Below are 25,996 nucleotides of genomic sequence, written 5' to 3'. Positions count from 1 at the left end.
CCGTCAGATCACCTCACTTTCCAAAATAAACATCTCTTCCTGCACACTCGCCACCCGGCAAGAAAACATACATTGCTCAAGGTTCCAGTTGAATGTGAACTGATCTACCGATTCGGTGCGCGGATCTGCCAGCAACGTCTCACTCACCATACGAGCGATCTCACTTTCCATCACCCCCCGGCGATCCCCCTGCCCGATCAGATCCTCAAGCTCGGAGCCATAGTTCCGCGAATAGATCACATGCCGGTACCGCGGTGTTTTGACCGCTTTGATGCACCACTGAACCCAGGCCTCATGAGCATCTGCCACAGCGACCTTCCCACTCGGAGTCAGCACAAAATCCCCCGTATCATAGTCGAATCGCCAGCTTCGTCCAAAGGTCACCTCTTCCGAAGCCAAACCTGACAGATCCTCCTCATCGCCCCAGACCACACCTCGATCAGGAAACAGACTAGGCATTCGCACTCACCACCTTACACAGCACTACAATGTCGTTTCCGCTATTCACGCGCATGGCAAGTACACGATCCCCAGGTTTCAAGCCTTTTCCCAGCGACCAATTGGCTTCATCTACTTCACTCTCCTGCAAAAGAAACCGTCCTACGCTCGTCGTCCCGCCATTCGCCACATCACCGATTCCTGAGATTGCGCCAACAACCTCACGCTCTGGCAGCGTCAATGTTCCGGGAAACTCAGCAACAAGATAATCCTGCACCTCATGCTTGAAATCATCCAGCTTCACACCCGATGACGTCACCGTGCCCAACACAGCACCCATTCCACTAACGGCTTGACGAGAATGATTGCTCATCGCACCACGCATCACATCGGCAAACTGTCCATATGGATCATCGTTATTCAAGGTAAACCCTCCTTCTCACCATCTCCGCCGTAGCTAGTTCCAACGTCATCGTTCCAGCTCCAGATAGATCTCGGCTCACCGACATGACGATTAGCTTCAGCCCTTTCAATAACACGGCATCCCCGGCACGAATGGTATTGATATCTGGGGCAGTTACGGTAAACGTCTCCTGAATCCCAGCCAGACGACTCTTCGCCAGTTTTTTGGCGGCAGCCGCTGTTTTCACCTGATCGTCTTCGACCAGCTTTTGCAATGTACCGAGTTCAGCTACACCGTCCTGCTCAATGGCGAGCACTTTGGAGGGAGCCTCTTTCCCGCTCCCCGACTCTGAAGCCGCCATGACTTTCACCTTTGTAACAGCGCCTTCGAGTGTCCGCATCTGAGTCAGATCGATGAGCCGATCCAGCTCGTGCACCTTCGTGTTACTGCCCACCTTATAGAGCTGCAACCCGCCAGGAGTCATTCGAGGATGATACATGTCTCCACCTGACTTCGCAGTTTCCTTCAGATCGGCAAACATCATCGAGAAAATCGTCTGCGCCCGATACACCGCCTTACCGAGCTTGGTTTTCGTATCTGGCAGCGTAGCACAGGGAATTTTCCATTCCTTAGCGTACGTTTTGAGCCGCTGCGTCGCGGTCTGATCCTTCGGTAACAGGAACTCGTCCTCTGACTTCTCCAAATAGATCATTCGGTCGTACACCGTAAGAAACAATCGCTTCGTGCCACTATTGGAGCTTTCGACCTCCCAGATGACAGCAGGATGCACTAAAGAAACCTTCGACTTTTCGCCAAAAGGAACCCCACTGATCCGCACCGGCATCCCCGGAGATATCGAAGGCAGACCCGAAGATGCAGACACCGCCAGCCGGATGTTGGCCTGATAGGCAATCTGTTCGAGCGAATCCTTCAGCGTAATCGTCTCCACCAGTTTGGTCACGTCATATTGATCATCAATAATGACTTGATATGTCACGGCATCACCAGCTTCTGTCCCGGCTTGATCCGGTTCGGATCACTGCCGATGGTCTTGGTATTGAGCTTGTAGATCTCGTTCCATTTGGAACTGCTCCCAAGCTCCAGCTTAGCTATTTTGGACAGCGAATCCCCAGATTTAACGATGTACGTCTTGTTTGTTTTTTTCAGATCTGTGCGAGTATTCGTCTTGCCTGCCTGGCCTGCTGTCTTCGCACTCATCTTCTCTACTTTCGAGTCCCGCCAAGTACGCATGGTGAGATCAAAATAAATATCCCCACTCTCCCCACCCCGGAAGGTCGTATTGTGAGACACGAGATAGACAGGCACATTCACACCTGTGTTCGTAATAATGAAGCGCAGCGGCTTCTTCGATACCAGAAACGTGTTTAATATGTTCATCGCTACACGTGGATCAGGGATATCTGCATACGTGCAGTAGGATGCATCGTATTCTTTTGGGAAAAAAGAAGAGAAGGTGATCTCCTTCACCCTCTCTCCCTGTGCAAAATCAAACTCGCCATGCTCCAGCATCTGAATCGTCTCATACCCTTTGGTACGGGAAATATTCAGTTCTTCCGGATTTACAGGGAATTGAAATGATGTCGTTCCGTCTTTTAACGTAAACTCCATCTCCAGCCCTTTCACTCGGTCTTCAATTACACTCATACCTGACCTCCTTTCATCCTAGGCCATGATCGTTTTGCGGTTCTCCATCGCGCGTCGTACCTCACTTACCACACGCTGTCCGACTTGTCGGGCAAGTCCATCGTAGTCAATAGCATTCTCGCGAACGGTAACTTGCACTGCACCTACAGGAACATTTACAGCAATCTGGTTTGTGGTCTCCGTCTTGAAATCCTTGAGGTAACTCGACAAACTACTCATCTGATCTTCCGAGATCTGTACGGTCATTGGGGATGATTTGCCATTAGTTCCCGCTGTGGACTGTGATCCATTGCCCGCATTCATTGCCTGCAGTTGCATCATGCTCGAACCTTGAAATGCCGCCGAAGTGGGTTGAACTCCCATCGATGTCATATACGCCAACGGGCCTGTGGTCAAGAGCCCGGAAGGAATATAAGGCGGAGCTATTGCAGGTTGCACTGAAGGGGCTGGAGGCACAGGTGCAGGCGGAACCTTCTCTTCTTCCTTCGAGCCAAACCCGAAGAAATTGGAGATGCCGCTCGTGATATTTTTCGTTTTCTCAGCGACATAATCTACCGCACCAGATACAGCATTGCCCACGCTCTCGGTTGCGCTCGACATGAAATTGCCAATATCCTTCGCTTTACCGCCAATCCATTCGCCCGCAGCACTTCCTGCCCAGCCGCCAATTGCACCGCCCACATACGTGCCAATCCCAGGTAAAATCACACTTCCAATGGCACTGCCAATTGCGGTGCCCGCTGTCCCGCCAATCATGGAGCCTACGGCTCGGCCACGCTCTCCAGCTGGAGCGGAAGCCACATTCGCCACATCTGCCAGCATGCTGATCGGTCCGAGCAGTTTGCCTGCTCCTTTCGCTAAACCACCGCTTAATTTACTAAACATGCCGTTACCCGATAACAGATTGGGCATGCCCATAGGTGAACCTGACAGGATGCCTGAGCTAAAACCGGATTTTCCTCCACCTCGCATCATTTTATAAAGCTTGTTAGTAGACAGAGCTTCGCGAATCCCTTTCGGTGATACGTCTTTATGAATTTTAGGACTAGTTGGAGCGGGTGCTGGAGTAGAGTTTTGGTAGCTTCTACCGCGACGTCCTCCTGACACTTTTCGGGAAGGTACACTTGTCGGATTGGCGTTTCCAGTTCTAGAAGTAGTACGGGTTTGACTTTTACCTTTGGGGCTCTTATCTTTTTTAAACTTTTTATCCCAAGCTCCCTTACCTTTTCCGAATAAATCGGTCAAATTATTAGCAGCATCCAAGATACTGGTTGTTAATTCCCATCCTTTCTCAAACCCATTTTTTTCTTCTTCTTTAGCCAAATTATTGACTGTAGTATTATGACTTCCAATAGTAACTGACATTGAAGATCCGCTCGCCGGATTCATCTTACCCATCGCCACTTCAACCTTCTGGCGCACCTCGACAGACACCGTTCCCGATGCCTTAACCATCTGTCCCTGAACTCGGTTCAGCTTCGCCAATACCCGATCCAAAGCAGGACTTAGCTGATCGTTTAGCCCAATCGTTGGAGTGATGCGCAATCTACTTAATCGAATTGCGGTACTGTACACATGCTCCAGCCTGCGCCCGGTCGTTCGCAGCTCGTTATTTGTCTTGATTAGACTCTGATATCGCACTCTGCCAAGCCGTTCGGTTGAACGCTGAATCTGATCCAGATAACGAAGGGTTGTCCGCATCTCTGCATTGGACTTACTTAGACCTACAATCATTTCAGCCATCTCTTTCACCTCCTGTCATTCAATATGGATTCCTCTACCTTACCGATTGTTTTGCTTCGTAATTGCATCCATTTCCTCTTCCGAGAAAGCAAGCAACAACGAGCGTTCGCCTCGGGGTAGAGACCAGAACTCTCCGGGTCTTAGATGATGACGCACCCACATGTGATAGAGGAACGTTGTCATCCCGCCGGAGTGAATTAGTTTTTTAGGTCTTCAATCTCCACGCCGAACCCGGATAGCTCCAGCACTTTGTCACCCACCGCATCCAGCTCACCAGCAAGCAGCATCCGGCGAACCGCTTGTTCCCCACCAGACAACTTCATGCGCCCAGTAATACGGCTGTCGCCCCAGCCAGATAATTCCAGGCTGCGTACTTGCAACTTCACGGTCGCTTCGGAGATAAGCAGCGCATTGAACGTTTCAGTGTCCACCTTTTCTTCGGTGCGACCCTTGACCGTTTTGCGAACTGTACAGCGTTCACGTATTTGATCGACTTTGGAGGATGTCAATCCACGCAACGTAAGCAGCAGATCCAACCGCTGAATGCGCACATTTTCCTCTGGCAATCGCTCTGCCGCTTCGAATAGCTGGTCCAAAATTTGCTCTTCTGACAGCTTTTCATTCATACTCATCGAGGCATGTCTCCTTTTATCTTCCTAAAATGTACTAGCATCACAAAAAATCTGCACAAACATAAGAAGCAGACCGGGTCCCCCTCAGCCTGCTTGCTTCTTTTCTCTGCCTTACCCTTGCTTTTACTTTGCTGTATTTTTGCCTTATCCTTGCTGATGCCTTGCTTTACCTATTCCTTTATCGTCCTTCGTCTTGCTAACCTACGAATCTTAGTTCGCTACAATTGGATTGAGCAACTCAAATCCCTCAAAGGTAAAACCCGTTTCCTCCGGCACTTCTTCGCCGGCTGTCCAGTTGGCAAGTTGGATTTTGTCCACCATGCAGCCTTTCAGCAGTACGCTCTCATGTCCATAGGACTCTGGATCATCCAGCTTGGAGATAATCTGGAACTTTGTGAATCCACGTGTAATCATATCCGAGGTAACTTTGTACCCTGTCATCGTACCTGTTCCTTTTTTTGCTCCATTCTTGTGCACCTTCCAGTCGTTCCCGACCAGATTCAACTCACGCTTCTCAATCTCTACACTCGCTTCCAGCTTGTTAATATTGGTCTGCCACGTACCATCAATATGCAGCTGACCGTGGGTACCGAGAATAACTCGTGATGCATCTAACATGAATATTCCTCCTTGGGATCATTGAACGTATCGATTCGCGTGAACCATATCCGTTCACATATTTTTATTTATGGATATAATTGAACTTTGCCTCATTCGCTTACTTCCACATCCGGCTAAACTCATTTATCTTGAAACAGCACACTCTATACACAAACTAGAAATTGCCTTCCTAACAAATCTTATTGCACATAAAAAGTGCCGAATAATTGCTCCATTACATCCGTCAGCTTCACATTCCACTGCAAGTACACCTGATCTGCTTCCGGCTTCAGAATTGGAGCCGTTCCATAATATGCAGGATCGAGAAGCACATCGTATCCTGATGCCTCAATCACGTTGCTCTGCGCGAGCAAGGCTAGATAGGCTTTCATCGCCCCAATCAATGCCTGGCGACCTTCCTCCGTATTATTCACTTTACCGATGTACGTGTCCTCCGCAGAACGCTGCAGGTCTACGTTAATGGCATCCATCACACGAATGGAACGGATTTTTTTCCATGCATTATTCTGTCCAGCCACGGGTGCAACTAGCGTATTCACACCACGTAGTGCTTTAACCTGACGACCATCGTGGAAGAAAATAAACACACCATTCTGCACAGCCTGCTCCTGTTCAGCCCGTGTCCAGCGACGTGTTACATCATCGAACGGAGTTGATGCATACGTGGTCGATTCGTTCAAACGCTGACCTGCGATCAGACCTGCAACATACGCAGATGTCTCAGCCGAGCTATAGAAGGTGTCTCCCAAACGCACCCCCGTACCCACGTTAACGACACCCTCATGGTTCAACTGCGCTGAACGAGCCGATGCCTTCTGAGCGGCATTCGCCGATGTATCATCTGCTGCGGAACCGCCAAATACAGCAATAACCGGTTTACCCTCATTACGTACACGCTTGATCCATGCGCCAAAGCTTGCAAGCAGAGGGGCATCCGCGGCTTGATCCAGAGCCAATACATCGAATTGTTCACCCTCGAGCGCCTCTTGTACGGCAATGTAATCCGCATTGGTCAGACTGTCGTTACCGCTCAAACCGCCTTTGAATGATGCACCTGCAACGGTGGCAACCTCGCCCGTACCATCTCCAATCGCTACTGCTGTTACCCATACGTTGTTCTCATCCGCATTGATCTGTTCTGCCAGAGCTGCACCTGTGATATCTGCTGTCACCAACGCGTACAACATGCGATTGCCTTCGAAAAGGCGCACTTCATGCTTCGTATTATCGATGATGCCAGGTTGAATCGTGACGTAGAAATCGTTACTCCGATCCCCTACATACTTGGCATCCAATCGCAGCACATCTTCGTCGTTCCGATCCTTGAGCGTAAGACTTCCCGCCTTCGCCGTTTCCCCCACGACCCGATAGGCTAACAGCTTCTTCGGTCCACCGAGTAGCGCAAGCTTCAGGGAAGTATATGCTGTCCCATTGTCCCGTGCACCCGCTGAGAAAATCCGTTCAATCGCTGATTCGCTGCCCACTTCTACAAAAGTCCCCGCCGGCCCCCAGTTTGCCTTCACTGGTACTACAACAGTTCCACGATTTCCTGCCTGAATGGACGATGCTGCTGCCGCCTGAAAATTCATATATAAGCCCGGAAGTACCGGACGATTCGTCTGCTCCCATGTTCCGCCTGCCATTAGCCCTTCACCTTCGCTTTCATAAATTGGTTGATTCGTTCTTGTGCTTCCGCAATGGAAAACGTCTGCGCCGTTGCTTCGCTCAGCGCCCCATACAGCACCTCAGCCTTAACGGCAAAGAGGGCTTCTGTATGATTGATTAGCTCGGCTTGCGTGTACTTCGCATCGCCTTGTTGGTTATGTTCAATTGAGCTTGTCAACGCTATCTCACCTCATTTGGTTATAAGTTCAACACGCATTATTAATAAATTTATTGTGACTCATGCTTATTCTATTCCTCTGCTATGATGCACCTGACGAATGAAAGGTACGTCTGTTCCTGGGCGACGAATCCGCTCCTGTAAGGTCAGACGGATCTGTCCATTCAGGTAGGCGTCCGCCTGTAAATCGGCAGAGACGTCATCAACCGTGACATATCTCCTGCTCTCGTTAGTCTCTTCGCCCCCCGCATCAGTAATTGCGATTCGTGCTTGTACCCCTAGCTGTTCCACAAGCCGAATTACAGTGTTACGTGTCGCCACTGGACTTCTAGTCATGACATGTCCCACGAGCTTCTTGTGAATCTCCAGTGTAGAGGCACCTGCCTCAGCGATATCGCAACTCGCAAGTCGCCACAAAACAGAAGGAGACTCGTACCCCCCAGGCCACGCATCACGATAGACAGACCAACTTGAATCAAGCTCAGTTTGTGTCCAGTTCTGGAGTGCAAGCATCGAATAGTCCTGCGTTTCGATGGCAAGATCATGTTCAATGACCTCAGGTATATAGACTCCAAATCGAAGACTACGTGTAATGAAGCCTGCACCTGAGTCTATTCGATCACAATCGGAAGATCCGAGGTAGATACAGGTAAAGGCATTGCCCTCCGTATCCTGTAATCGAACCTGGTGTAATCCCTCCACCAACTTACTGGACCAGATCTCCACCTGCTCCGCTCCACCCTCTGTGAGTCTCGCATACGGAGCAATGCGGATGATTCGACGGTATCCTGTCCAGCTAAACTTAGGTACTTCTTCGGCAAAAGCAATGACCGCACAAGGCTCATTTATCGGCTCGCCCGGTGCAAGTGCATCACGCACCTGACCCTGCCATGCTGGGATAAGCTCAGCAAGCTTCTGCTTCAATGTCTGTTTCATGAGCGTGCTCATTCTGCTCATACTGGCAGTAGAATCAGCGTTATTTCTTATAGACACATTCATTTCGCCCCCTTCGGCTGCAAATGTATGATCTGCCCCCATTGTGCAGCGACAATGCAGCAGTCATGAAACTCCCCCTTTAACATTCCGTCTGCAGTACAATCTATGATCGAACCAAACTAGACAACATCACCGCATAAGAAAGACCGGCTCAATGGCCGGTCTGCTGTACATTAGCGTATGTGCTTTCGGTGTGTCCCTGTGCGATTGATCCGATAATACAATCTTACACCTGTTGATTGCTAACGCGGATGGTGATTGGCATGACTTCGGTGCGATTAAGAGTGTATCTTGGGTGGAAAAAAGACGACGTTAAACTTGTATCCCTTTTAGACGGACACCAATGTAACTTGGGGATTCAGCGTAATTTCAAACGCACGTCCCCAGATAAAGTCCGGATTGGTATACTCGAGCTCTGCATTTTCATACGCAGCATAGGAGCTTTCCCCATCTTCCAACTGAACCACCGCATCGTTACCTTGGGCAAAGGCAGGTTTAGTGGCTAGTGTCGTTGTGTATGTCTGCATTAAATCTCGCAGCAACGATTGTAGATGTTCGTAGTCCTCACTGGAATTGAACAAAAGCATATTCTGATCCGCAAGCGTAGCCACGTTGGTATAGAGGGCATGGGCACGGGAATATGTGCGAATATCTGCAATCGCAACCGCCTTGTAGTAATAATCCTTCAGGAAACGTTTAAACAATAGTGATCCATGAGCATTCATCGCTTCCTCTAGTGCAGAAGCATTCGTTTCTTTCGCAATAAAGGCATAGCGAGATTGTCCCATACCAACCGCAATCCCGATCTTATTGCCTGGTGTATTCCAAGCACTATACCCTAGTACGCGACCAGTGTGTGAGCTATTCAATAGCGCTTCAGCAACATCTACATTCGCCGGGCCTTTACCTACAAAATCAATCACAACCGTGGGCATACCTTGTTCACTATTGGCGTTAATTCGCTCAACAGCAGCCTCTACCTCTTCCAATGCCGTAATCGCCACAATTTCTAAGTTAGGCTCTGGTTTGTTCTTATGAGAATGGCTGGTCATCCGATCGAGTTCTGAGGTAACATCAAACGTTGCAGCTTGAAGCGCAGCACCATCCTGCCTAACGTTCTCGCCTGTGACAAGTTCAGTATCCGTCTCTTCCTCTAGAACCGGATATGCAGAATCAGCAACAAGCACGCCACCCACGATATCAATATGTCGGGCTACATTCTCATGCACATTCATATATTCGTAGGTGTTCACGATGGTATTACCATGCGGGCCAAAGTAGGTAACTGCATAACGTGTTTTTGCGCCATCACGAAGCAATTGATTCGCCATACGAGCTAACAACGAATGTCCCAAACCATCGGCATCCGGAAGAATGATCGCACGGTCTGGATTCTGCCCAGCTACTCCGCCAAGCCATTCGTTAATTTGATTCTCCACATAACGGATCTCGTTAATCTGTACGCCTTGTGTATTGGCATCATCCACGCCAACCGCGAGAAAGTCAATATATCCCTTACGTGCCAGTTGATCCAGGATGTATAGATTCGTTTTGAATTTATGCTGTCTGGTATTGTAATATTGTTCTTTGTCAAAATAGGTCGTCTCACCATACTCTGTAGAATCAGGAGACAAGTTATACCCCTGGATAATATCTTCAAAAGCAGTAAACGTCTGACGAGGCTGCTGCATTAATGCTCGCGATTCATTATAAGCATCAAGCGCAAGTCCATCTGCAAATGAAGTGGTCGCAAGTCGCATGATTGTATCCATTACGTAAACGGGTTTACATGGGTATTTCTCTTTGATAACACGAATTACATCCAACAACCGCGTTATCTCCTGATCATAGTTCGGATAGTCACCGCCCCCGTTCTCACGAAGCTCGCGGCTACCAATCAGACCACCATAAGCCAGCATATCGCTTGAAATAATGAAGCCTTCAACTTCAGCAGCATGCTCTAGAATAAAATCGTGAATATTGGACGGCTTGCCATACTGAGGTGTAGATGTACCAAGTAATGTAGTGCCATCTACCGTTTTCTCCGAATCCAAACGGTTTCGGATGTCCTTCCGGTTCGGTGTAACGATATGGAGACCGGCTGCTTTACCTTGTACAATGACGTCATCCAGGTTGGCTGGACGATCATCAAGTGGGACATACAATACTTTTTTCATATCATGCTACCTCCTGCTCCAAGAATGAGATTTTTCTTCAGCATCTGATCAGAACGATTAGCCCCTATTAAAAAAACTGGCCATTAGCCAGTAGATTCATAGATGATATCGATATGGTTGCTTTCCTTCTGATCCGATAATACCATCTTACCTCTTTTAAACGTCTGCGCTGACGGTTAACCGCCTGAATTAAGACCAATTGTGGAAGCTAATACGTCGGCTCAGCGTCGGTTTCTTGTGAAAGCTAACTTTTATTCAACTTTTATACTTCTGCTAACGTTTATACTTCAAATAAAAGATTTATAGGATCAAGAGGAGTGACATGCATGCAAAGATCAGATTGGTTCTACCTCTGGGTGATCATAAGTGGTTATCTGACAGGTTACGTTATGTACATGATGACCCTGTTCCTTCTATATAGAGAGGCTGACGTAGTAACTGACTCGTTTATTGGATGGACTGCGGTGATGTATTTAACGAGTGTGATGCTGCTGTATCTACTTTCTGTACTTTTCCTACGTTTAGTCGGTCTATATCGTTTCTGGTCTCAAACGATTATGTTTGTATTAACATCCTTCCTTACTGTCTATATGACAGCTTGGTTGTTCCTTGGCACAGGTCTTTCCTCTCTGCCGCCAATATCATTCCCTTTCACAGCCGAAGGCTTGCCTTTCCTTGTTTTTTGGACAAGCACAGCCCTGACCTGTTCTTGGGGTGTATGGGTAGTACGTAATCCATCGACGAAGCCCCTCTTCTTGTTGTTATCGCGAGTCACATTCATTCTTTTCATCATTTGGATAGGAGTCCGTTAGATCTAAGGATCAGCTTACATCCACATACCAAAAAAGAGCACACGCCCCTATACTTCACAGGCTGTGCTCTTCTCATTCTATTTCCTCGTTCCTTACATATGTCCATTGATTCTATATATCTAATCACTCAATCCACGCATGGAATGAATGTTTCTTTCGTAGCCTCATTAAGCAATAATATACCGGAAGTTCTCCCAGCTCTCTGGAACCGAATTGCTGTTTCTTGCGTGATGATAGAAACTGAATGGGAATTTGAATACATGTCCGCTGTTCCAATCTTGTGAGCGTCGGTCTGTTAGCCAGTATTCAAGTTCATGCGGCAGTGCAATCGAGCGTTCAGCACGTACCAAGGGTAGTCGATCCACTGGAGATTGTAATGTTAGCCTATCTAGTTCATGATCAACGTTACGGCTCAGTCGCAATGCTTTTACCATCGTTAAGAACGGTGTCAGTCCTTGATGGAACAAGCTTGGATAACCTAATTCATACAAAATATTAAGTGCATGTCCATACGTTAACATATGTCCGATGAGATCATGATGAGCCTCTGCTTGATAGATGGTATCAAATGCCCCAAGCTCATCCAGAATGAGACGCGACAGATCCTCCGGACGTTCAATCTGGGGAAAACCGTCAGATTCATCTACACGCAGCGTGCGTATTTCTTTGACTGTCGTATTGATCCACGATCGTCCGGGCACAGTCCGCTCGAATGAATCCATCAGCTCAACTAACTGTTGCACATCACGGGCAGTCCCCCACCCCTCCAGCTCGCGAATGGCCTTCAAGCTTAGCGCTCCATAGATGGCCTGATGCCCAACCCAGTGCAGTTCACCAATGGTACGATCCAGCGCCTGGGTGATAAGCGCTTCCGCTTCTTCCATTGGCAACACTTCACCTCGCAAAGAAGGTTCTCCCGAGTGTACGCCATGTTTACGGAGCATTGCCTTGGCTTCAGCTGTGACACTTCCAGCAGCCAGAGAGGTTAGGCGGTTCTCCCTCACCCAGAAGTAAGCCGCAATCGCCGCCGCCCCATAATGGGCGTGCCACAGATCCCCTGTGTGCTCCCGACTCGAAACGATGATCATTAGACCCTCTTCTAACAAACGTCGATCCATAATTCATCCCTCCTTCATCGCATAAGTGTTCCCCCATATATACCGCTTACATTGCGGATACTTCTATTAAATGAGCCAAATCGTGAAGATATGCACACCCTTGTTGACCGGTTCCATTTTCACTTCACTTGCTTGCATTTAACTACATTTGCAGCTTTCCGACATCTTGGACGACGACCTCAAGTGCATGTACCTGTGCTTTTTTCTCTGAGAAGAACCAGACGCGTTCTTTTTTCACAACAATGAATAGACCATCCATATCTCCCATCGGCGCAAAGGTATCACTGATCTCTCCCCATCGCTTGATCCCCATCCGCTGCAATTCATTCACTTTTGCCAGCACATCTTCGCATACGATGCCTACCTCACATACCTTCAATATATCAGCGGTTGAGAAAGCATGTTGCCGTTCATTATGCGCCGAATGATGGGCGATGAATTCTAGAATATTACCTGCGGGGTCTTCAAAATAAAGTGAATGGGCGTTCCAATTCATAGAGTACGTCTGATCTTGACCATCTTGCCGACTAAGCGGAACACGAGAAGCTACCCATTCCTTTGCTTCCTGAAAGAGATTCGAAGGTATCATCCATGCAAAGTGATAGAAGGGCTTCTCATTCGTCTCGTTTTGCATAAATTCCATTCTTGTCTGTCCAGCTTGAATCGTAAATGAACGCTCAGATTCATCGACAATTGTCATGCCGAGCGTATCTTTATAGAACGGTTTAAGATCTTTCAACTGTGCAGTGTATAACGTAACCTCTTCAAACACCATCTCGTTTCCTCCTACTGCCTCTCACGGGACACGCCCATAAGATATAACTATATAAATCGAACTAAACCCTAGTTACACTGGTCACTGTGATGACAGAATAACCTTTTGATCGCCAGTCACCCCAGATTCCTGTGGTTTATATCAAATGAGGATCTACATACGTCCATGCATGCGTTCCCACGTGCTCCACGGTACCATGCCCAGCTCAGGCTTCGCTTCGTCTGGCAGCATGGATATGAACTCAAGCGAGTGCCCATCTGGATCGGTTAAATACACCGACACGGCGGGCATCCAGCCGAACACATACAATTCGCCAATGTCATCATCTAAGAAATTACGCGCCGCAATCCCTTTAGCCTCCAGATAAGGGACAGCTTGTTTCATATCCTCTAAGGACACATGAAAAGCGAAATGCTGCCGCTGAACTTTATCAGGTTCCTTTTGCCAGATGCCTAACATTGCGTTTCCTCTACCACCGACCCAGTAAAAGGAGTTCCCTCGCTCTGGCTGTCCATATGCATGTTCCAGACCCATAATCTGTTCGTAAAAATGCTGGGATCTCTCCAGATCCGTTACATTCAGATGTGTCTCAAATATACCTTTAATCATGCGACATCCCCCTCTCTATCAAGTGTTATTTACGTGCAGACGTGATGGCCTCTGCTAGATGCAAAAATGAACCAAGCACACGTTGAATTCGTTCCTCAATATCCTGACTACCTTCGTATTCCTCGTATCCATCGTATGTTGCCTCGAATCTTCTACGTTGCGCTCCGCCAATGGAAATCCATTCTGATGCATTGATCCCATGCATATTCCGCACAATCGCTTGCAACTGTAGTAGCGCACTTACGCCTACAGCACCTCCCGATGAACTAATGGACAACACCGGCTTCCCGCTGAAATAGGATTGACCTAGGTGATCCAGTGCGTTTTTGAGCACACCGCTTATGCTTCCATGATACTCTGGCGTAGCTAAAATAATGGCGTCAGCCGCGAGCACTCGGGCCTTCAGATCAGCCAAATGTAGATCACCGTCGAGTTTCTCATCCGCCGCGTAGAAAGGAACCGGTGTTTGATATAAATCGAACAGGCTCGCTTCATGTCCTTGACCATGAATAGCTTGAATCACATATTCTCCCAGACGTGTACTGGTCGCATTTTTACGGTTACTTCCTGCCACAACAATAAATTTCATTGGGTCACGCTCCTTTTTTCATTTCGTGTTCTCGTCTTATGTATTACTAGCATATCTTTCTTCATCCTTAGATGCGTCAGCAGAAAGGCTTAACTTCCAGCACCAAAAAACTCAACCTTTCGGCTGAGTTTCTACGACTTTGGACTGAGGTGTGGTCATGATGCTTAGACCACCCATCCTTTGCGAACCGCATAGATCGCAGCTTGTGTACGATCAGATAGCCCTAATTTATCCAATAGATGACTAACATGTGTTTTTACTGTTTTCTCAGTAATGACTAACTGGGCTGCAATTTCTTTATTACTCAACCCCTGAGCGATAAGCCCCAGCACCTCCCGTTCACGACGGGTCAGCGTATCAAGTTCCTGTGCGGATGCTTGTGCTTCCTTATCCTTATCCTGACGTTGCTCTTGTACAGGCTGTTGCTCTGTCTGCTTCAACGATAACTGCTGTTCATTCATAGATAGTTCGGCAGAAGCCATGACATGCATGAGTTGACCAGCCGCCGCCGGATGAAGCTCCACCTGACCTGCATGTACATTGCGGATCGCCACCGCCAGATCCTCTGGTTCAATGTCTTTTAACAAATATCCTTTGACCCCAGCACGTACAGCAGGTACAACATGATCCTGGTCTGAGAACGATGTGAGCACAATGATCCGAATACTAGGCGTAAGCACTCGAAGCTGTCTAGCTGTTTCTATTCCATCAAGTACAGGCATATGCAGATCCATTAACACCACGTCCGGCTCGAGCTCTGCCGCTTGTTGCAACGCTTCCTGTCCATCAGACGCCTCGCCAACGACAACCATATCGGACTGTGTGGATAGAAAAACATGAAGCCCACGCCTGACCATCGCATGGTCATCCGCAAGCAAAATCCTAATCGGCATCTCTTCTCCTCCTTAATTCTCTACCGTTCCAGACGTAAGCGGGACGATCACCGTTACCATTGTTCCTTTGCGAGCGGAGCTTACAAGTTCCAATCGACCTCCCAACGCTTGAGCACGTTCCTTCATAATCGACAATCCGAGAGAACGTGTGGACAAAGCTCCTCGCCGTTTGGCTCCGCCTTTCCCACGATCGGTTACGCTTAATGTTACCTCACGATCACTCAAATGTAGGATGATCTCAACTGCGTTTACGCCAGCATGCTTACGTACATTATTAAGGGCTTCCTGTCCGATTCGCCATAGCCCGTCTTCAACACTTCGGGGCAGATTTCCCATACCAGAACGATGGACAGCCACCTGCAGTCCCTGTCCTGCACCATATTCCTGCAATGCACTCATTAGCCCCTTCTCTAAGCCGGCAGGTCGCAGCTGCATAATCAGTGCTCGCATTTCCTTCAGCGCTTCCTGTGAGAGAGAACGAACGTCCTTCATTGCCTCTCTAATAGGCTCATGCTCTGCAGAGCCCAACATCATGCTCTCAGCTCCCCTCGCCGTCAGGGACAAGGAAAATAGAATCTGGTTGACCGAATCATGCAGATCCCGTGCCAAGCGATTCCGTTCTTCCAATCGAGCCAACTCACGCCGTTGTTCAGCAAGCTTCAAGCTTTCCCACGACGCAGTAATGTGTTCAGCAATTGCCTCAAGTACCTCATGATCCGCCTGAGGGAGAATGCTAGACTCAGCATAACCAACGACCAATACGCCTGCCTCTCCTGGAATAATACTCAGAATGGGGACGGCGAGACCCGAAGATAGAACAGGTACAGGTAACGACCGTGCACTGCTTGTAGCTATCTCTTGAACCTCTGAGGCGGATAATTTCGTAATTCGATGAAGATCAATAGCACGCTGTAGCCCGTTCAACCCATCTGAAGAAAAATCTTCATATAATGATCGTTGCTGCAAGGCTCCCACAACATGTGCAGCTTGTACAACCAAACGATCCTCTCTGAGTTTCAGCAATGCTGCAAATGGCCAATCATAATGTTGCCCTAGCAGACTAACCGTTGTCTCAGCCAGCGAATCCAAATGCTTACATTCATTCACCGCGAGTCCTAACGCACTGCTGAATCCGCCTAGCTTTGCAAATAGATCTGCTCGCCTCTGCTCAGCACGATATAACCGCATCCGCTCAATCGCACTGCCGATCTGATAAGCTACTGCCTGTAATAGTGCCAGTTCACTTTCACTAAAGTGCTCTTTGTTCGGGGCAGCTACATTGAGCAGCCCTAACATCTTCTCACCAGATCGAAGAGGTACCGTTGCATGATGGGTGATATCATAGGTATCTCCCCATTGATATTCACGCGCATCCTCAAGTCGTTTGCAATTAAGAACATTAACAGCATTGTCCAGTCGTCCATCCCAGAAGCGATTCAGACACCAACACGTGCCACATCGCATCGGTTGCTTCTCTTGACGCTGAAGTGCAGGAGGCAAATTATAGTCTGCCATGAACGAATATTCTCCGCGTTCACCAATCAGAAATAACCATCCTGTTGTCAGTCCTGTAAGACCCAATAACTTACCTATTACGGTATCGAGCATCGTACTCAGGTCGTTCGAGGTATTCAACGTCTCCGCAATCGTCTTCAGGGTGTACATTTCCTGCATCCTACCTTCTTCAGACATGCAGATTCTCTCCTTTAAGAGGTTGTTCAAAAATTCCGACCGCACCTTTTGAACACGTAATTTAACTAAACCATGTATTGTTCATTATTGTATCCAATCAGGCATGGATATTAAAGGATGAAGTTCGCCGCCCTTACCCCAGCTTCTTACGCTCCTTGCGTGTTGCCGATAACGGCTCTACATTAATTAACCCTCGATCGGATAGAGCAAGAGCCAACTTATAGAAGGCACGCGTTCGAATCTTCGTATACGTATCCTTACTTACAGGAGGCTCGAACACGTGGTTATACACTTTATAATCGAACACATCTTCATCTTTCAAATATCGTTCGTACACAAGCAGACGCTCTTTCTCACTTAGACGAGAGACAATAAAATCAATCGTATCACAATAGGCTTGGCGTGCTCGCTGGACATCCACATTATAAATTGCTGTTCGAGCCGTTGAATCTCCGGTTACGTTCGTTGCACCATGGAAGCGTTCTGCATAGCTCGCAGTCACCATCACTTCTCGTTCTTCAAACGCAATGGTTTTGTATATGCGATACTTCTCCAGAGCAGCTTCAACCGCAGTCTGTGTTTTTCGGCGATCCAATTCGGGTAACAATAATTCCATCATCATTCTCCTCCTTATATACTAAACATTTTGTTTTCTGCACTAGAGCGGCATATGCTATGTTCCTTTGTTGCCTTTTGGAATCCGTTCGAGCGTGAATAGACCAAAAACAATGGTATTTTTAATAGGCATCAGTTATCATTAATTTACATTTTGTTCGCATAGTGTTCGTATTTCTATTCGAGGATACCACTTTCTGGAGATTGGAGTAAACCCTCATTTTGGGTCATTTTGAGCGAATAATAAAACTCACTCTCTCATTTCCTTTACCTTTTGGCATAATTGTTTCAAATCTCTTTACCTAATGGTATATATACGATATAGTACAAATAATGAACGAGTTCCATCCAAGTCGTCTTCTACGAATTCGAATTAAGATGTAGACTACGATAGACTAATTGAAGGAGTGGCATGAATTGTGGAGCATGCTTTTGGATCTTACCTCAAACAACTGCGAGAGTTGCAAGGCTATAGTATCAATCAGCTAGCAGATTCCGCAGGAATTAGTAACTCACAGATTTCACGCATTGAGAATGGGGTTCGTGGTGTTCCCAAACCTGCAACCATTCGCAAATTGGCAGATGCCCTCTCCGTTCCTTATGCAGAGATGATGAAGCAAGCTGGATATATGGAAGAAATGAATACCACAACGGATGCACGGGTCACACCTGAATGGGCAACTTATAAGGATCGTCGAGACTTTAAGAAAATGCTGGAGGATGAGGATGATCTCATGTTTGATGGCATACCACTGGATGACGAGGACAAGAAGCGTATTAAGGATGTTCTTACAGGACTATTCTGGGAAGCTAAGCAGATGAACAAACGCAAGAAAACAACCGATCCAGATAAGAAGCAATGAAACATTACAGGGTGAACCAAATTGAAGCAGCGGGTGAGATGATATGGATGACATTGTAACAAAGCTGATTCGAAAGCACCGGACAAACTGCCCTTTCAGCATTGCGAGAGCCCTTGGGATACATATCCGTTTCACCAATCTCGGAAAGTCCACCAAAGGTTTGTATTTTCGTAAGCTGCGACGCAGATTTATTGTGATTCACAATGACCTGGCTCCAGAATGGCAACGTTTTGTATGTGCTCACGAACTGGGGCATGACCGATTGCATAAAGGCATCAACCGTTTCTTTTTAGAGGAGCACTCCTATTTTGCACCTGGCAAACTGGAAAGACAGGCGAATCTTTTTGCCATTCAGCTCTTAACCTCAGGGGTAACTCCAGAGCCCGATGAATCACTTGAAAAATATTGCTTACGTACAGGACTGCCTCGTGAAGTGCAGCATTTTTTTTACTCTAAATAAGAACGTACGTTCCTTAGTTGTTAAAATTTATTTTCTTTTTGCATTCATACAATATGATGTCACTTGTAGGTTACCTATTTTTACGTAAATCGCGAGATTTCCTAATCATTGTCTGCTAAAATAGCAAATGAGCTATACACGCTCAAGTAGATTACTATTTTGGGAGGTTTCGGATTCATATGAAAATCTGGAAGAATTACGTTTCACTTCTGCTAACGGTCTGTTTGCTGTTTGGCAGTGTAGGCATGGCTGCGGCTGCGGATACCACTCCGGGCACAGGCAAGCAAATTACCATTCTACATACGAATGATACACATGCACGCGCAGTTGAATCCTCACCTGCGATGGGTTTTGCTAAAGTAGCTGGAATTGCGGACAAATACCGTAGCGAAAACCCAAATACCCTCCTGCTTGATGCTGGAGATGCTGTACACGGCACAACATTTGCCACACTGGTTAACGGTGAGAGCATCGTCAAAGTCATGAACGAAATGGGCTACCAAGCAATCGTACCTGGTAACCACGAATTCAATTACGGCTCCGAACGCCTCGTTGAGCTTGCGGACATGATGAATTTCCCAATGCTTAGCGCTAACGTGAAGAAGAAAGACGGCACTCGTCTTTTTGAACCGTACCTCATCCAAGAAGTAGATGGCGTGAAAATCGGTATCATTGCTCTGACTACACCGGAAACAATGTACAAAACGAATCCGAAAAATGTAGAAGGTCTTGATATCACAGATCCAACTGCGGAAGCTAAAGTGCTTGTGAATGAAATTCGCAGCAAAGTAGATGTTGTCGTTGTATTGGGACACCTTGGACAAGATGCTTCCAGTACAGATACGAGTTTCAAAGTAGTGAAAGAAGTTCCTGGCATTGATGTATTCATCGATGGTCACAGCCACACTGTACTGCAAGATGGTCTGGTTTCCGATCATGGAACACTGATCGCTAGTGCAGGGGAATATACGAACTACGTAGGGGTTATTGACCTCTGGGTAGATGCTGGTAAAGTAACGAAAAAACAAGCTGCATTGATTGATGAAGCAGCAGCAAAAGATATTAAACCCAATGAGAAAGTTGCCACTTTGGTGAACTCCATTCAGAAAGAACAAGAACCAATCCTGAAAGAAGAAGTAGCTAACACAGCTGTTCTGCTGGACGGTAAGCGTGAACAAGTTCGTGCAGGGGAAACAAACCTTGGCGACCTGCTTGCAGATGCTATTCGTGACGTAAGTGGTGCAGATATTGCGCTGACAAATGGTGGCGGCATTCGTGCTTCCATTGAAGCAGGCGTTGTAACCAAAGGTGACGTTATTACCGTTCTTCCTTTTGGTAACCAAGTTGTAACGATTGATGTGAAGGGCTCCGATGTTGTGGCTGCTCTTGAAAACGGCGTAGGCTCCTACCCTGAACCAAGTGGTGGTTTCCCGCAAGTATCTGGTATCACATTCAGCATTGATCCTTCCCAAGACAAAGGAAGCCGCGTGCATTCCGTGATGGTTGGAGATCAAGCGCTGGATCCAGAAGCTACGTATACACTGGCTACGAATGACTTCACAGCTGTTGGTGGTGACGAATACACGATGTTCACGAAATACCCAACAACTGGCATGTACGGTGCATTGGATGAAGCATTGATTGAATACATGCAACAACTCGGCGCTGTAGATATCAAAACAGACGGCCGGATCAAAGAAGCTGCATTGCCTGCAGCTGAACCAGAAGCTCCAGTAACAGAAACACCAGCTCCGGTTACACCGAAGCCAGAATCACCAAAACCAGAAACACCGAAACCAGAAGTACCGTCTAAACCTACACCAAGCAAGCCAGCACCAGCTAAAGTGCATGTTGTTAAATCGGGAGATACCTTGTACTCCATCTCCAAACAATACGGCACAACATGGCAGGCATTGCAAAAGCTGAACAAAATCAAAAACCCACACTGGATTTATCCAGGTCAATCACTGAAACTGCCAGCCGCTTCTTAAACTGCATTCCAGAGCAAGAGCGTGCAGACAGGATTAGCGTTGCATGTGAGTGTAACCTAAGCTAGTGAATTGAACGATAGTTTTAACAACAAAAGGGTGTTCCTCAGAGCCACTATCGGCTGATGGAACACCCTTTCTCTTATGTTATTTGGGCAGACTCAAGAATTAGTATACGGAACGAATCGGCAATATGGATGGCACCACTATGCTTACCATGCTGGCCTTCTTACTTAACAACCTTGCCCCGGTTCTACCTGCTTCATTTTCCAAACTCTGCGCCAAAAACACATCTTCAGCGGTGCACTGGGCAAAAAGATCTTCCTTCATTTACCGCAGTGGACTATAGTAAATATCCCCAAAATTGCCATTATCATAGGCTTCCTTGTATTTTCAATTGTCCATTCTTGCATTTAGATGTTGCGTATTTGCACAGTCACTCCGAGAAAAAACTTCGCTAGTTGTTTCCTTTAACACAAACCTATTGTATACAGAATACAACATACAACAATATAGTGTTCACGGATGACAATATGCAAAATTTTAAATTCTTTTCTATGACTCTAGCCCTCTTTTTCCGGCTTTTGGGTGCCATCATAACTGAATTTCAGCTTACCGCATAATAACTGGACCTATATCTACGCACATGGTGGCTACAAGATTATAGCTGTTCCTTCACAAGATCTACAGCCTCTTGCGCGGCCATACTGATCCGTTTGGAATTCCCAGATATCGTAAGCACATGTGATCCCAGTTCAACCTGTCCCTCAGCTGCTCCTCTGCCAATGACGATCTGCACAGGTAATCCAATCAGCTCTGCATCCTTGAATTTGACGCCAGGTCGTTCATCTCGATCATCCAATAATACGCTGTATCCGGCGTCCATAAGCTGTTGTTCCAACTCAAGCGTCAGCTTCTGTTGCTGTTCATCCTTCCAACTCAGCGTGATGAGATGTACATCGTAAGGAGCAATAGACGCAGGCCACTGTATACCGTCCTCACCTGCATATTGTTCAGCTACCGCCGCCATTAAGCGTGATACACCGATACCATAACATCCCATCACAGGTGCGCATTGACGACCGTTACGATCTAAGAATGACGCGCCCATAGCATCACTATACTTCGTCCCTAATTTGAAAATATGCCCCACCTCGATTCCCTTCGTAAACGAAAGTGATTCTCCGCATGAAGGGCACCCATCACCTTCTGTTGCAAAACGAACGGATTCGACACGACTCACGGGGAAGTCTCTACCTGGACGCACTCCTGAGAGATGTATATCTGCCTGGTTGCCTCCTGTGATCGCCGCTTCCATTCCAGCCACATCCCGATCCACAACTAGAGGTATGTTCAATCCAATGGGACCTAGGAAACCTACGGCCAATTCAGGATGGCCTGCGAGCGCAGCTTCATCAGCTAAATCCAGCTCTTCCACACCTAATATCTGCTTCAATGCAATATCGTTGACTTCATGATCCCCACGAACAAGTACCGCAACCAACTTATCATCCGCCTGATATATCAATGTTTTGATGATCGCTTCTGCCCCAATGTTCAAGAATGAGCTTAATTCGTCTATCGTACGAATGCCCGGTGTTTCTATTCGAGTCCACGTTGCACCTGAATTAGAATCTGGCTGAAGATCGTGTTTCAATTCGGAGCCAGCCAGAATCGTTGCGCCTTTTTCACCTAAAGAATTCAAGCTGGAAGCTTGGTACCCTGCCTTCTCCAGATTGGCTGCATAGCCACATTTCCCACAGGAGACAATGGTATCCTCACCCACATCGGCAAGCGCCATAAACTCATGTGTCGCCCCTTGTCCCCCAATCGTTCCTGCATCCGCTTCAACGCGCATATAGTTCAAGCCACAGCGTTCGAGAATGCGTGAATATGCCGTATTCATCGCCTGATACGTCTGGTCTAACTCTTCCCAATTGGAAGCGAAGGAGTACGCATCCTTCATCACAAATTCCCGACCACGCAACAAACCAAACCTCGGTCTGCGTTCATCTCTGAATTTCGTTCCGATCTGGTATAACGTGAATGGCAGCTTCCGGTAAGAATTGACCTCATCGCGTACCAATGCAGTCACCACTTCTTCATGAGTTGGCCCAAGAGCAAACTCTCGCGCATGACGATCCTTCAAGCGCATAAGCTCCGGCCCATACTGGTCGTATCTTCCGGACTCTTCCCAGAGCTCGGCAGGCTGCATAATCGGCAACAATACTTCCTGACATCCCGCACGATCCATCTCTTCGCGAACGATGCGTTCAACATTTAACAGAACACGTCGCCCCATTGGCAGATAGCTATAGATCCCCGATGCTAATTGGCGAATCATGCCGGAGCGCAGCAACCAGCGATGTCCTGCTGCATCTGCCTCGGCTGGCGCTTCCCGTAATGTAGGGATTAGAATTTCACTTTGTCGCATGTGGATACACCTCTTCTTTTTGTAATCTGACGCACACTATAATCATTGGATAAACAGCAAAAAGACACATCCGTCAAGGGACGAATGTGTCGTGGTACCACCCTTATTTAACTGCATGAATTCAGCTTGATTACCTTGCCGAAGTTCTCTTGAACTTGAGCTCACTGAATAGTCAACGCCGCTCGCACCTAAGGGCGAGTAGCAGTCATGCAATCCTTCAGAGCATAACGGGCTCATCCGGCGGAAGTTGCAGTCATCGACCTTCTCCTCCGCAGCTAGCAAGGCGGGAATTACGAAGCAGCAACGAAAACCTCACACCATTGGTTCTCTCTCTGTTGAAGCCAACCGTCGTAATCATGTCCTTGTTGATCGCTGTTACCATTTTTGATCACATTAGTTCATTACTCAAAAATTGTCAACTAGGGCGTGGCTTATAACTCATTCAAATACCTTATCTGAATGATATTCGACCACATCACGGAGAAGCATGTATGCATCTCCATTCGTGAGCTCGTTTTGGTCTGCAATCCCATCCAGCGTAGCATCACTGATGAGATTCTCCCGCTGCAATTCAGCTATAGCTTGCTCAGGCGCTATGGATGCTCCAACAGGCTCGATCATTAGCCATATCATGTATGCAGCCTGATTGAGTGATAGCGGCGTGGAAGCCGGGTTAGTTATGTTTGCGATAGCTTCAGTAGCTTGTCCCGGGTAACTGCTCGGGAACATCGCCTGCATCCGCTTTAATTTGCTCAAGAAGCGCTCAGGATTCATGGCAACATCCAAGTCCCATCCATCATTATTATAGTTACCAGAGGTCATGTACATACTTGCAGCAGCTAATAGACCTCGGTAATCCTTATGCTTCATATAGTCGGGTTGTTCGAATGGATGCATCGATAAATCCATCCCTTGCTTCTCCAACATGGTACGTAGTTCGGTTGCACGTTCTTGTGAAGCAGACAGCTCGCGGAACGTTTCTTGATGCAGATCGGCCAGCTTGACCGCTGCTCCGGCAGCTTCCCCTGTTGCCATTCCTAATGGCACAACTCTCGCGCTTCCGTGAGGAATGGTGTCATAGCTCGCAGCTCGTCCAACAACCAACAGACCATCTACGTTCAAAGGTACCAATGCACGAAAAGGCACCCCATACTGAATCGGACTCATCATAATTGTACCTGGCAGTCCGGCACTTGTGCTTTGGATATCAATGTCGTAAGAGCCATAGGCGACAGCATCCCAATGATCCCGGTTTTCCATGAGATCAGCGAGTGTCAACCGATATTCGCCATAGATATGGCGTGATTCTCTGACATAAAGTTCATCGGCAGTCCCCTCATATTGAAGACCTGCGAATTCGGGGTAATTTTTCTGCAAATAGTCTACAATTCTCGGAGCCTCTTCCCTACCTATTCGTAGACCCTCCTGCACAGAGTCAGGATCTAACGGATCGACTCCAAAGATCTGCATCGTGTTAATCAAAATGGTGTCATCATTCTGTCTGCCGATGTTCAGGCTACGAATTTTCACACGCTCTGGATCGGTTGATTCATAGTTTCGCGCATCTCCGTAACCCCAGGCACTCATTTTATCCACACCTGTTCCTTCTCTGTCCCTGAACTTCTGCCATACGGCATCTGTAACACCACTTAACTTAAAGACGAGGGTGGATACCATCTTAGACTTGCCGTCTCCAATATCCTGTCTACCTATGGAATAAGGCACTCCAGCAGCTGCGGCGATATCTGCATCTTGGGTCGCATCAATGATCGAACGCGCCGCAATCTGTACAGTTGTTCCTTCCTCTGTTGTGATGTTCATTCCCGTAATGGTCTTCTGGTCACCCGAAGCAGACTCAGTTAACGGTTCCATATGCTTCACATGCATCAACAGATCAATGTTGGGTTCGGAACGAATCATTTGGTAGAAAACGTTCGCAGCAGTATGGGTATCAAATGAACTTCCCTCGATCTGATCAAACCATTCTTGAAAAATACCTTTGTTCAAAAAGTCAGCCTGCCTCAGACTGCTTAACCATTGTGGCTGATCAGGAGAGTAGTTCAAATCCAGCGTATTCAGTCCACCCTCTGTCATTAATCCCCCAAGCATCTTCCGGTCACGAGCTTCCGTGAGCAACACAGTCATGCCGTTTCGAGCCGCTGATAATGCTGCAGCAATGCCCTCCGGATCGGTTCCGGCGACAATAACATCGTAAGAGTCAGCGAGCTCTGTCGTCGATTGCACAGCCTCCAACGGCTGCCATACATAATTATTGTTGAACTTATAGTTCTTGTTCCAGATATAGAACGCCCCATAGGCAGCACTGCATACAACGATAAATACAGCCGCGGCAATAAGCGCTAGTATTCCCTTTTTACTTTTCCCCACCTAACCTAACCCCCATATGTAATCTGATGTCATTAAAAAAAACATTTCCCAATGGCCTTCAACCATGTCAGGAAATGTTAATTATACATCGATCTTGTATGCTCAAACGGTCTATCCACTTGAACATGCATATAACAAAAACTTGGAACTTCACCCTAACTTTACCCATTATAAAGTTCGCTTTTTCTAATGTAAAGTGGCATGAGGCCTCAAATGAATAGCCTATCGCCCTTCGTATTCTG

At 47.3% G+C, this 25,996-nt stretch carries 25 protein-coding genes; 4 read left to right on the top strand and 21 right to left on the bottom strand.

The features are described 5' to 3' along the window. Nucleotides 1-3 precede the first annotated feature (3 nt). The 12 genes from ASD24_RS08050 to ASD24_RS08000 form a co-directional block, all read right to left on the bottom strand. Entirely contained in the window at nucleotides 4-459 is a 456-nt protein-coding gene (locus tag ASD24_RS08050; RefSeq protein WP_056694190.1) for a DUF2634 domain-containing protein, read from the bottom strand. Beyond that, nucleotides 452-823 (bottom strand): hypothetical protein, encoded by a 372-nt coding sequence (locus ASD24_RS08045; RefSeq protein WP_056694417.1) that lies wholly within the window; start codon nucleotides 821-823, stop codon nucleotides 452-454. The genes ASD24_RS08050 and ASD24_RS08045 overlap by 8 nt, the downstream gene beginning before the upstream one ends. A 31-nt stretch (nucleotides 824-854) precedes the next feature. Next, nucleotides 855-1,838, bottom strand: a complete 984-nt coding sequence (locus ASD24_RS08040) for an XkdQ/YqbQ family protein (protein ID WP_056694187.1) — start codon at nucleotides 1,836-1,838, stop codon at nucleotides 855-857. Continuing rightward, entirely contained in the window at nucleotides 1,835-2,470 is a 636-nt protein-coding gene (locus tag ASD24_RS08035) for a LysM peptidoglycan-binding domain-containing protein (RefSeq protein WP_056694415.1), read from the bottom strand. The genes ASD24_RS08040 and ASD24_RS08035 overlap by 4 nt, the downstream gene beginning before the upstream one ends. 54 nt (nucleotides 2,471-2,524) lie before the next feature. Then, nucleotides 2,525-4,249 carry a glycine zipper family protein gene (locus tag ASD24_RS08030; RefSeq protein WP_056694183.1) on the bottom strand — a complete coding sequence of 575 codons (1,725 nt, stop codon included), beginning with the start codon at nucleotides 4,247-4,249 and terminating at the stop codon, nucleotides 2,525-2,527. A gap of 39 nt (nucleotides 4,250-4,288) precedes the next feature. Continuing rightward, nucleotides 4,289-4,411, bottom strand: a complete 123-nt coding sequence (locus tag ASD24_RS31290) for a hypothetical protein (RefSeq protein WP_268795315.1) — start codon at nucleotides 4,409-4,411, stop codon at nucleotides 4,289-4,291. A gap of 35 nt (nucleotides 4,412-4,446) precedes the next feature. Continuing rightward, nucleotides 4,447-4,881, bottom strand: coding sequence for a phage tail assembly chaperone (locus tag ASD24_RS08025; RefSeq protein WP_056694180.1), 435 nt, complete (start codon nucleotides 4,879-4,881; stop codon nucleotides 4,447-4,449). Between the two features lie 210 nt (nucleotides 4,882-5,091). Further along, nucleotides 5,092-5,499 carry a phage tail tube protein gene (locus tag ASD24_RS08020; RefSeq protein WP_056694176.1) on the bottom strand — a complete coding sequence of 136 codons (408 nt, stop codon included), beginning with the start codon at nucleotides 5,497-5,499 and terminating at the stop codon, nucleotides 5,092-5,094. A gap of 182 nt (nucleotides 5,500-5,681) precedes the next feature. Next, nucleotides 5,682-7,145, bottom strand: coding sequence for a phage tail sheath family protein (locus ASD24_RS08015; RefSeq protein ID WP_056694174.1), 1,464 nt, complete (start codon nucleotides 7,143-7,145; stop codon nucleotides 5,682-5,684). Next, the gene (locus tag ASD24_RS08010) at nucleotides 7,145-7,345 is read right to left on the bottom strand and encodes a hypothetical protein (RefSeq protein ID WP_056694172.1); all 201 of its coding nucleotides are present in this window, start codon (nucleotides 7,343-7,345) and stop codon (nucleotides 7,145-7,147) included. The genes ASD24_RS08015 and ASD24_RS08010 overlap by 1 nt, the downstream gene beginning before the upstream one ends. Before the next feature lie 66 nt (nucleotides 7,346-7,411). After that, nucleotides 7,412-8,338: a hypothetical protein gene (locus ASD24_RS08005; protein WP_156395376.1), complete on the bottom strand. Its 927-nt coding sequence runs from the start codon at nucleotides 8,336-8,338 to the stop codon at nucleotides 7,412-7,414. A gap of 332 nt (nucleotides 8,339-8,670) precedes the next feature. Further along, nucleotides 8,671-10,518 carry a DUF4127 family protein gene (locus ASD24_RS08000; RefSeq protein WP_056694165.1) on the bottom strand — a complete coding sequence of 616 codons (1,848 nt, stop codon included), beginning with the start codon at nucleotides 10,516-10,518 and terminating at the stop codon, nucleotides 8,671-8,673. Nucleotides 10,519-10,844: 326 nt separating this feature from the next. On the opposite strand from ASD24_RS08000, the gene ASD24_RS07995 reads away from it, so the two are divergent. Beyond that, the gene (locus tag ASD24_RS07995) at nucleotides 10,845-11,330 is read left to right on the top strand and encodes a hypothetical protein (protein WP_056694162.1); all 486 of its coding nucleotides are present in this window, start codon (nucleotides 10,845-10,847) and stop codon (nucleotides 11,328-11,330) included. Nucleotides 11,331-11,497: 167 nt separating this feature from the next. On the opposite strand, the gene ASD24_RS07990 is transcribed toward ASD24_RS07995, so the two are convergent. The 7 genes from ASD24_RS07990 to ASD24_RS07960 form a co-directional block, all read right to left on the bottom strand. Further along, nucleotides 11,498-12,448 carry a hypothetical protein gene (locus tag ASD24_RS07990; RefSeq protein ID WP_056694159.1) on the bottom strand — a complete coding sequence of 317 codons (951 nt, stop codon included), beginning with the start codon at nucleotides 12,446-12,448 and terminating at the stop codon, nucleotides 11,498-11,500. Nucleotides 12,449-12,590: 142 nt separating this feature from the next. Continuing rightward, nucleotides 12,591-13,223 carry a VOC family protein gene (locus tag ASD24_RS07985; protein ID WP_056694157.1) on the bottom strand — a complete coding sequence of 211 codons (633 nt, stop codon included), beginning with the start codon at nucleotides 13,221-13,223 and terminating at the stop codon, nucleotides 12,591-12,593. A 153-nt stretch (nucleotides 13,224-13,376) separates the two neighbouring features. Then, nucleotides 13,377-13,832 (bottom strand): VOC family protein, encoded by a 456-nt coding sequence (locus tag ASD24_RS07980; protein ID WP_056694153.1) that lies wholly within the window; start codon nucleotides 13,830-13,832, stop codon nucleotides 13,377-13,379. A gap of 25 nt (nucleotides 13,833-13,857) precedes the next feature. Beyond that, nucleotides 13,858-14,421, bottom strand: a complete 564-nt coding sequence (locus tag ASD24_RS07975) for an NADPH-dependent FMN reductase (RefSeq protein WP_056694150.1) — start codon at nucleotides 14,419-14,421, stop codon at nucleotides 13,858-13,860. Between the two features lie 164 nt (nucleotides 14,422-14,585). Beyond that, on the bottom strand, nucleotides 14,586-15,314 hold the full coding sequence (locus ASD24_RS07970; RefSeq protein ID WP_056694148.1) for a response regulator: 729 nt from the start codon (nucleotides 15,312-15,314) through the stop codon (nucleotides 14,586-14,588). Nucleotides 15,315-15,326: 12 nt separating this feature from the next. Then, complete coding sequence (locus ASD24_RS07965) at nucleotides 15,327-17,006, bottom strand: GAF domain-containing sensor histidine kinase (RefSeq protein WP_056694144.1); 1,680 nt, start codon at nucleotides 17,004-17,006, stop codon at nucleotides 15,327-15,329. A gap of 133 nt (nucleotides 17,007-17,139) precedes the next feature. Further along, nucleotides 17,140-17,622 (bottom strand): ArpU family phage packaging/lysis transcriptional regulator, encoded by a 483-nt coding sequence (locus ASD24_RS07960; RefSeq protein ID WP_056694413.1) that lies wholly within the window; start codon nucleotides 17,620-17,622, stop codon nucleotides 17,140-17,142. Between the two features lie 415 nt (nucleotides 17,623-18,037). Between ASD24_RS07960 and ASD24_RS07955 the strand changes: the two genes are divergently transcribed. The 3 genes from ASD24_RS07955 to ASD24_RS07945 all read left to right on the top strand — a co-directional run bounded on the left by ASD24_RS07955 (nucleotide 18,038) and on the right by ASD24_RS07945 (nucleotide 20,935). Further along, nucleotides 18,038-18,484 carry a helix-turn-helix domain-containing protein gene (locus ASD24_RS07955; protein WP_056694141.1) on the top strand — a complete coding sequence of 149 codons (447 nt, stop codon included), beginning with the start codon at nucleotides 18,038-18,040 and terminating at the stop codon, nucleotides 18,482-18,484. Nucleotides 18,485-18,527: 43 nt separating this feature from the next. Continuing rightward, nucleotides 18,528-18,944 (top strand): ImmA/IrrE family metallo-endopeptidase, encoded by a 417-nt coding sequence (locus tag ASD24_RS07950; protein WP_056694138.1) that lies wholly within the window; start codon nucleotides 18,528-18,530, stop codon nucleotides 18,942-18,944. A 179-nt stretch (nucleotides 18,945-19,123) separates the two neighbouring features. Next, nucleotides 19,124-20,935 carry a 5'-nucleotidase C-terminal domain-containing protein gene (locus tag ASD24_RS07945; RefSeq protein WP_056694136.1) on the top strand — a complete coding sequence of 604 codons (1,812 nt, stop codon included), beginning with the start codon at nucleotides 19,124-19,126 and terminating at the stop codon, nucleotides 20,933-20,935. 658 nt (nucleotides 20,936-21,593) lie between these two features. Here ASD24_RS07945 and ASD24_RS07940 read toward each other — a convergent pair. Together ASD24_RS07940 and ASD24_RS07935 are read right to left on the bottom strand one after the other, a co-directional pair. Further along, on the bottom strand, nucleotides 21,594-23,366 hold the full coding sequence (locus ASD24_RS07940; protein ID WP_056694132.1) for a proline--tRNA ligase: 1,773 nt from the start codon (nucleotides 23,364-23,366) through the stop codon (nucleotides 21,594-21,596). A 438-nt stretch (nucleotides 23,367-23,804) separates the two neighbouring features. Next, a complete protein-coding gene (locus ASD24_RS07935; RefSeq protein ID WP_056694131.1) occupies nucleotides 23,805-25,754 on the bottom strand; it encodes an FAD-dependent oxidoreductase in 1,950 nt (649 codons plus the stop codon). Nucleotides 25,755-25,996 lie beyond the last annotated feature (242 nt).

This window comes from Paenibacillus sp. Root52 (assembly GCF_001426865.1).
In the GTDB taxonomy this organism is placed as follows: domain Bacteria; phylum Bacillota; class Bacilli; order Paenibacillales; family Paenibacillaceae; genus Paenibacillus.
The sequence above is the reverse complement of the archived record's forward strand: the minus strand, read 5'-3'. Positions and strand labels throughout refer to the sequence as shown.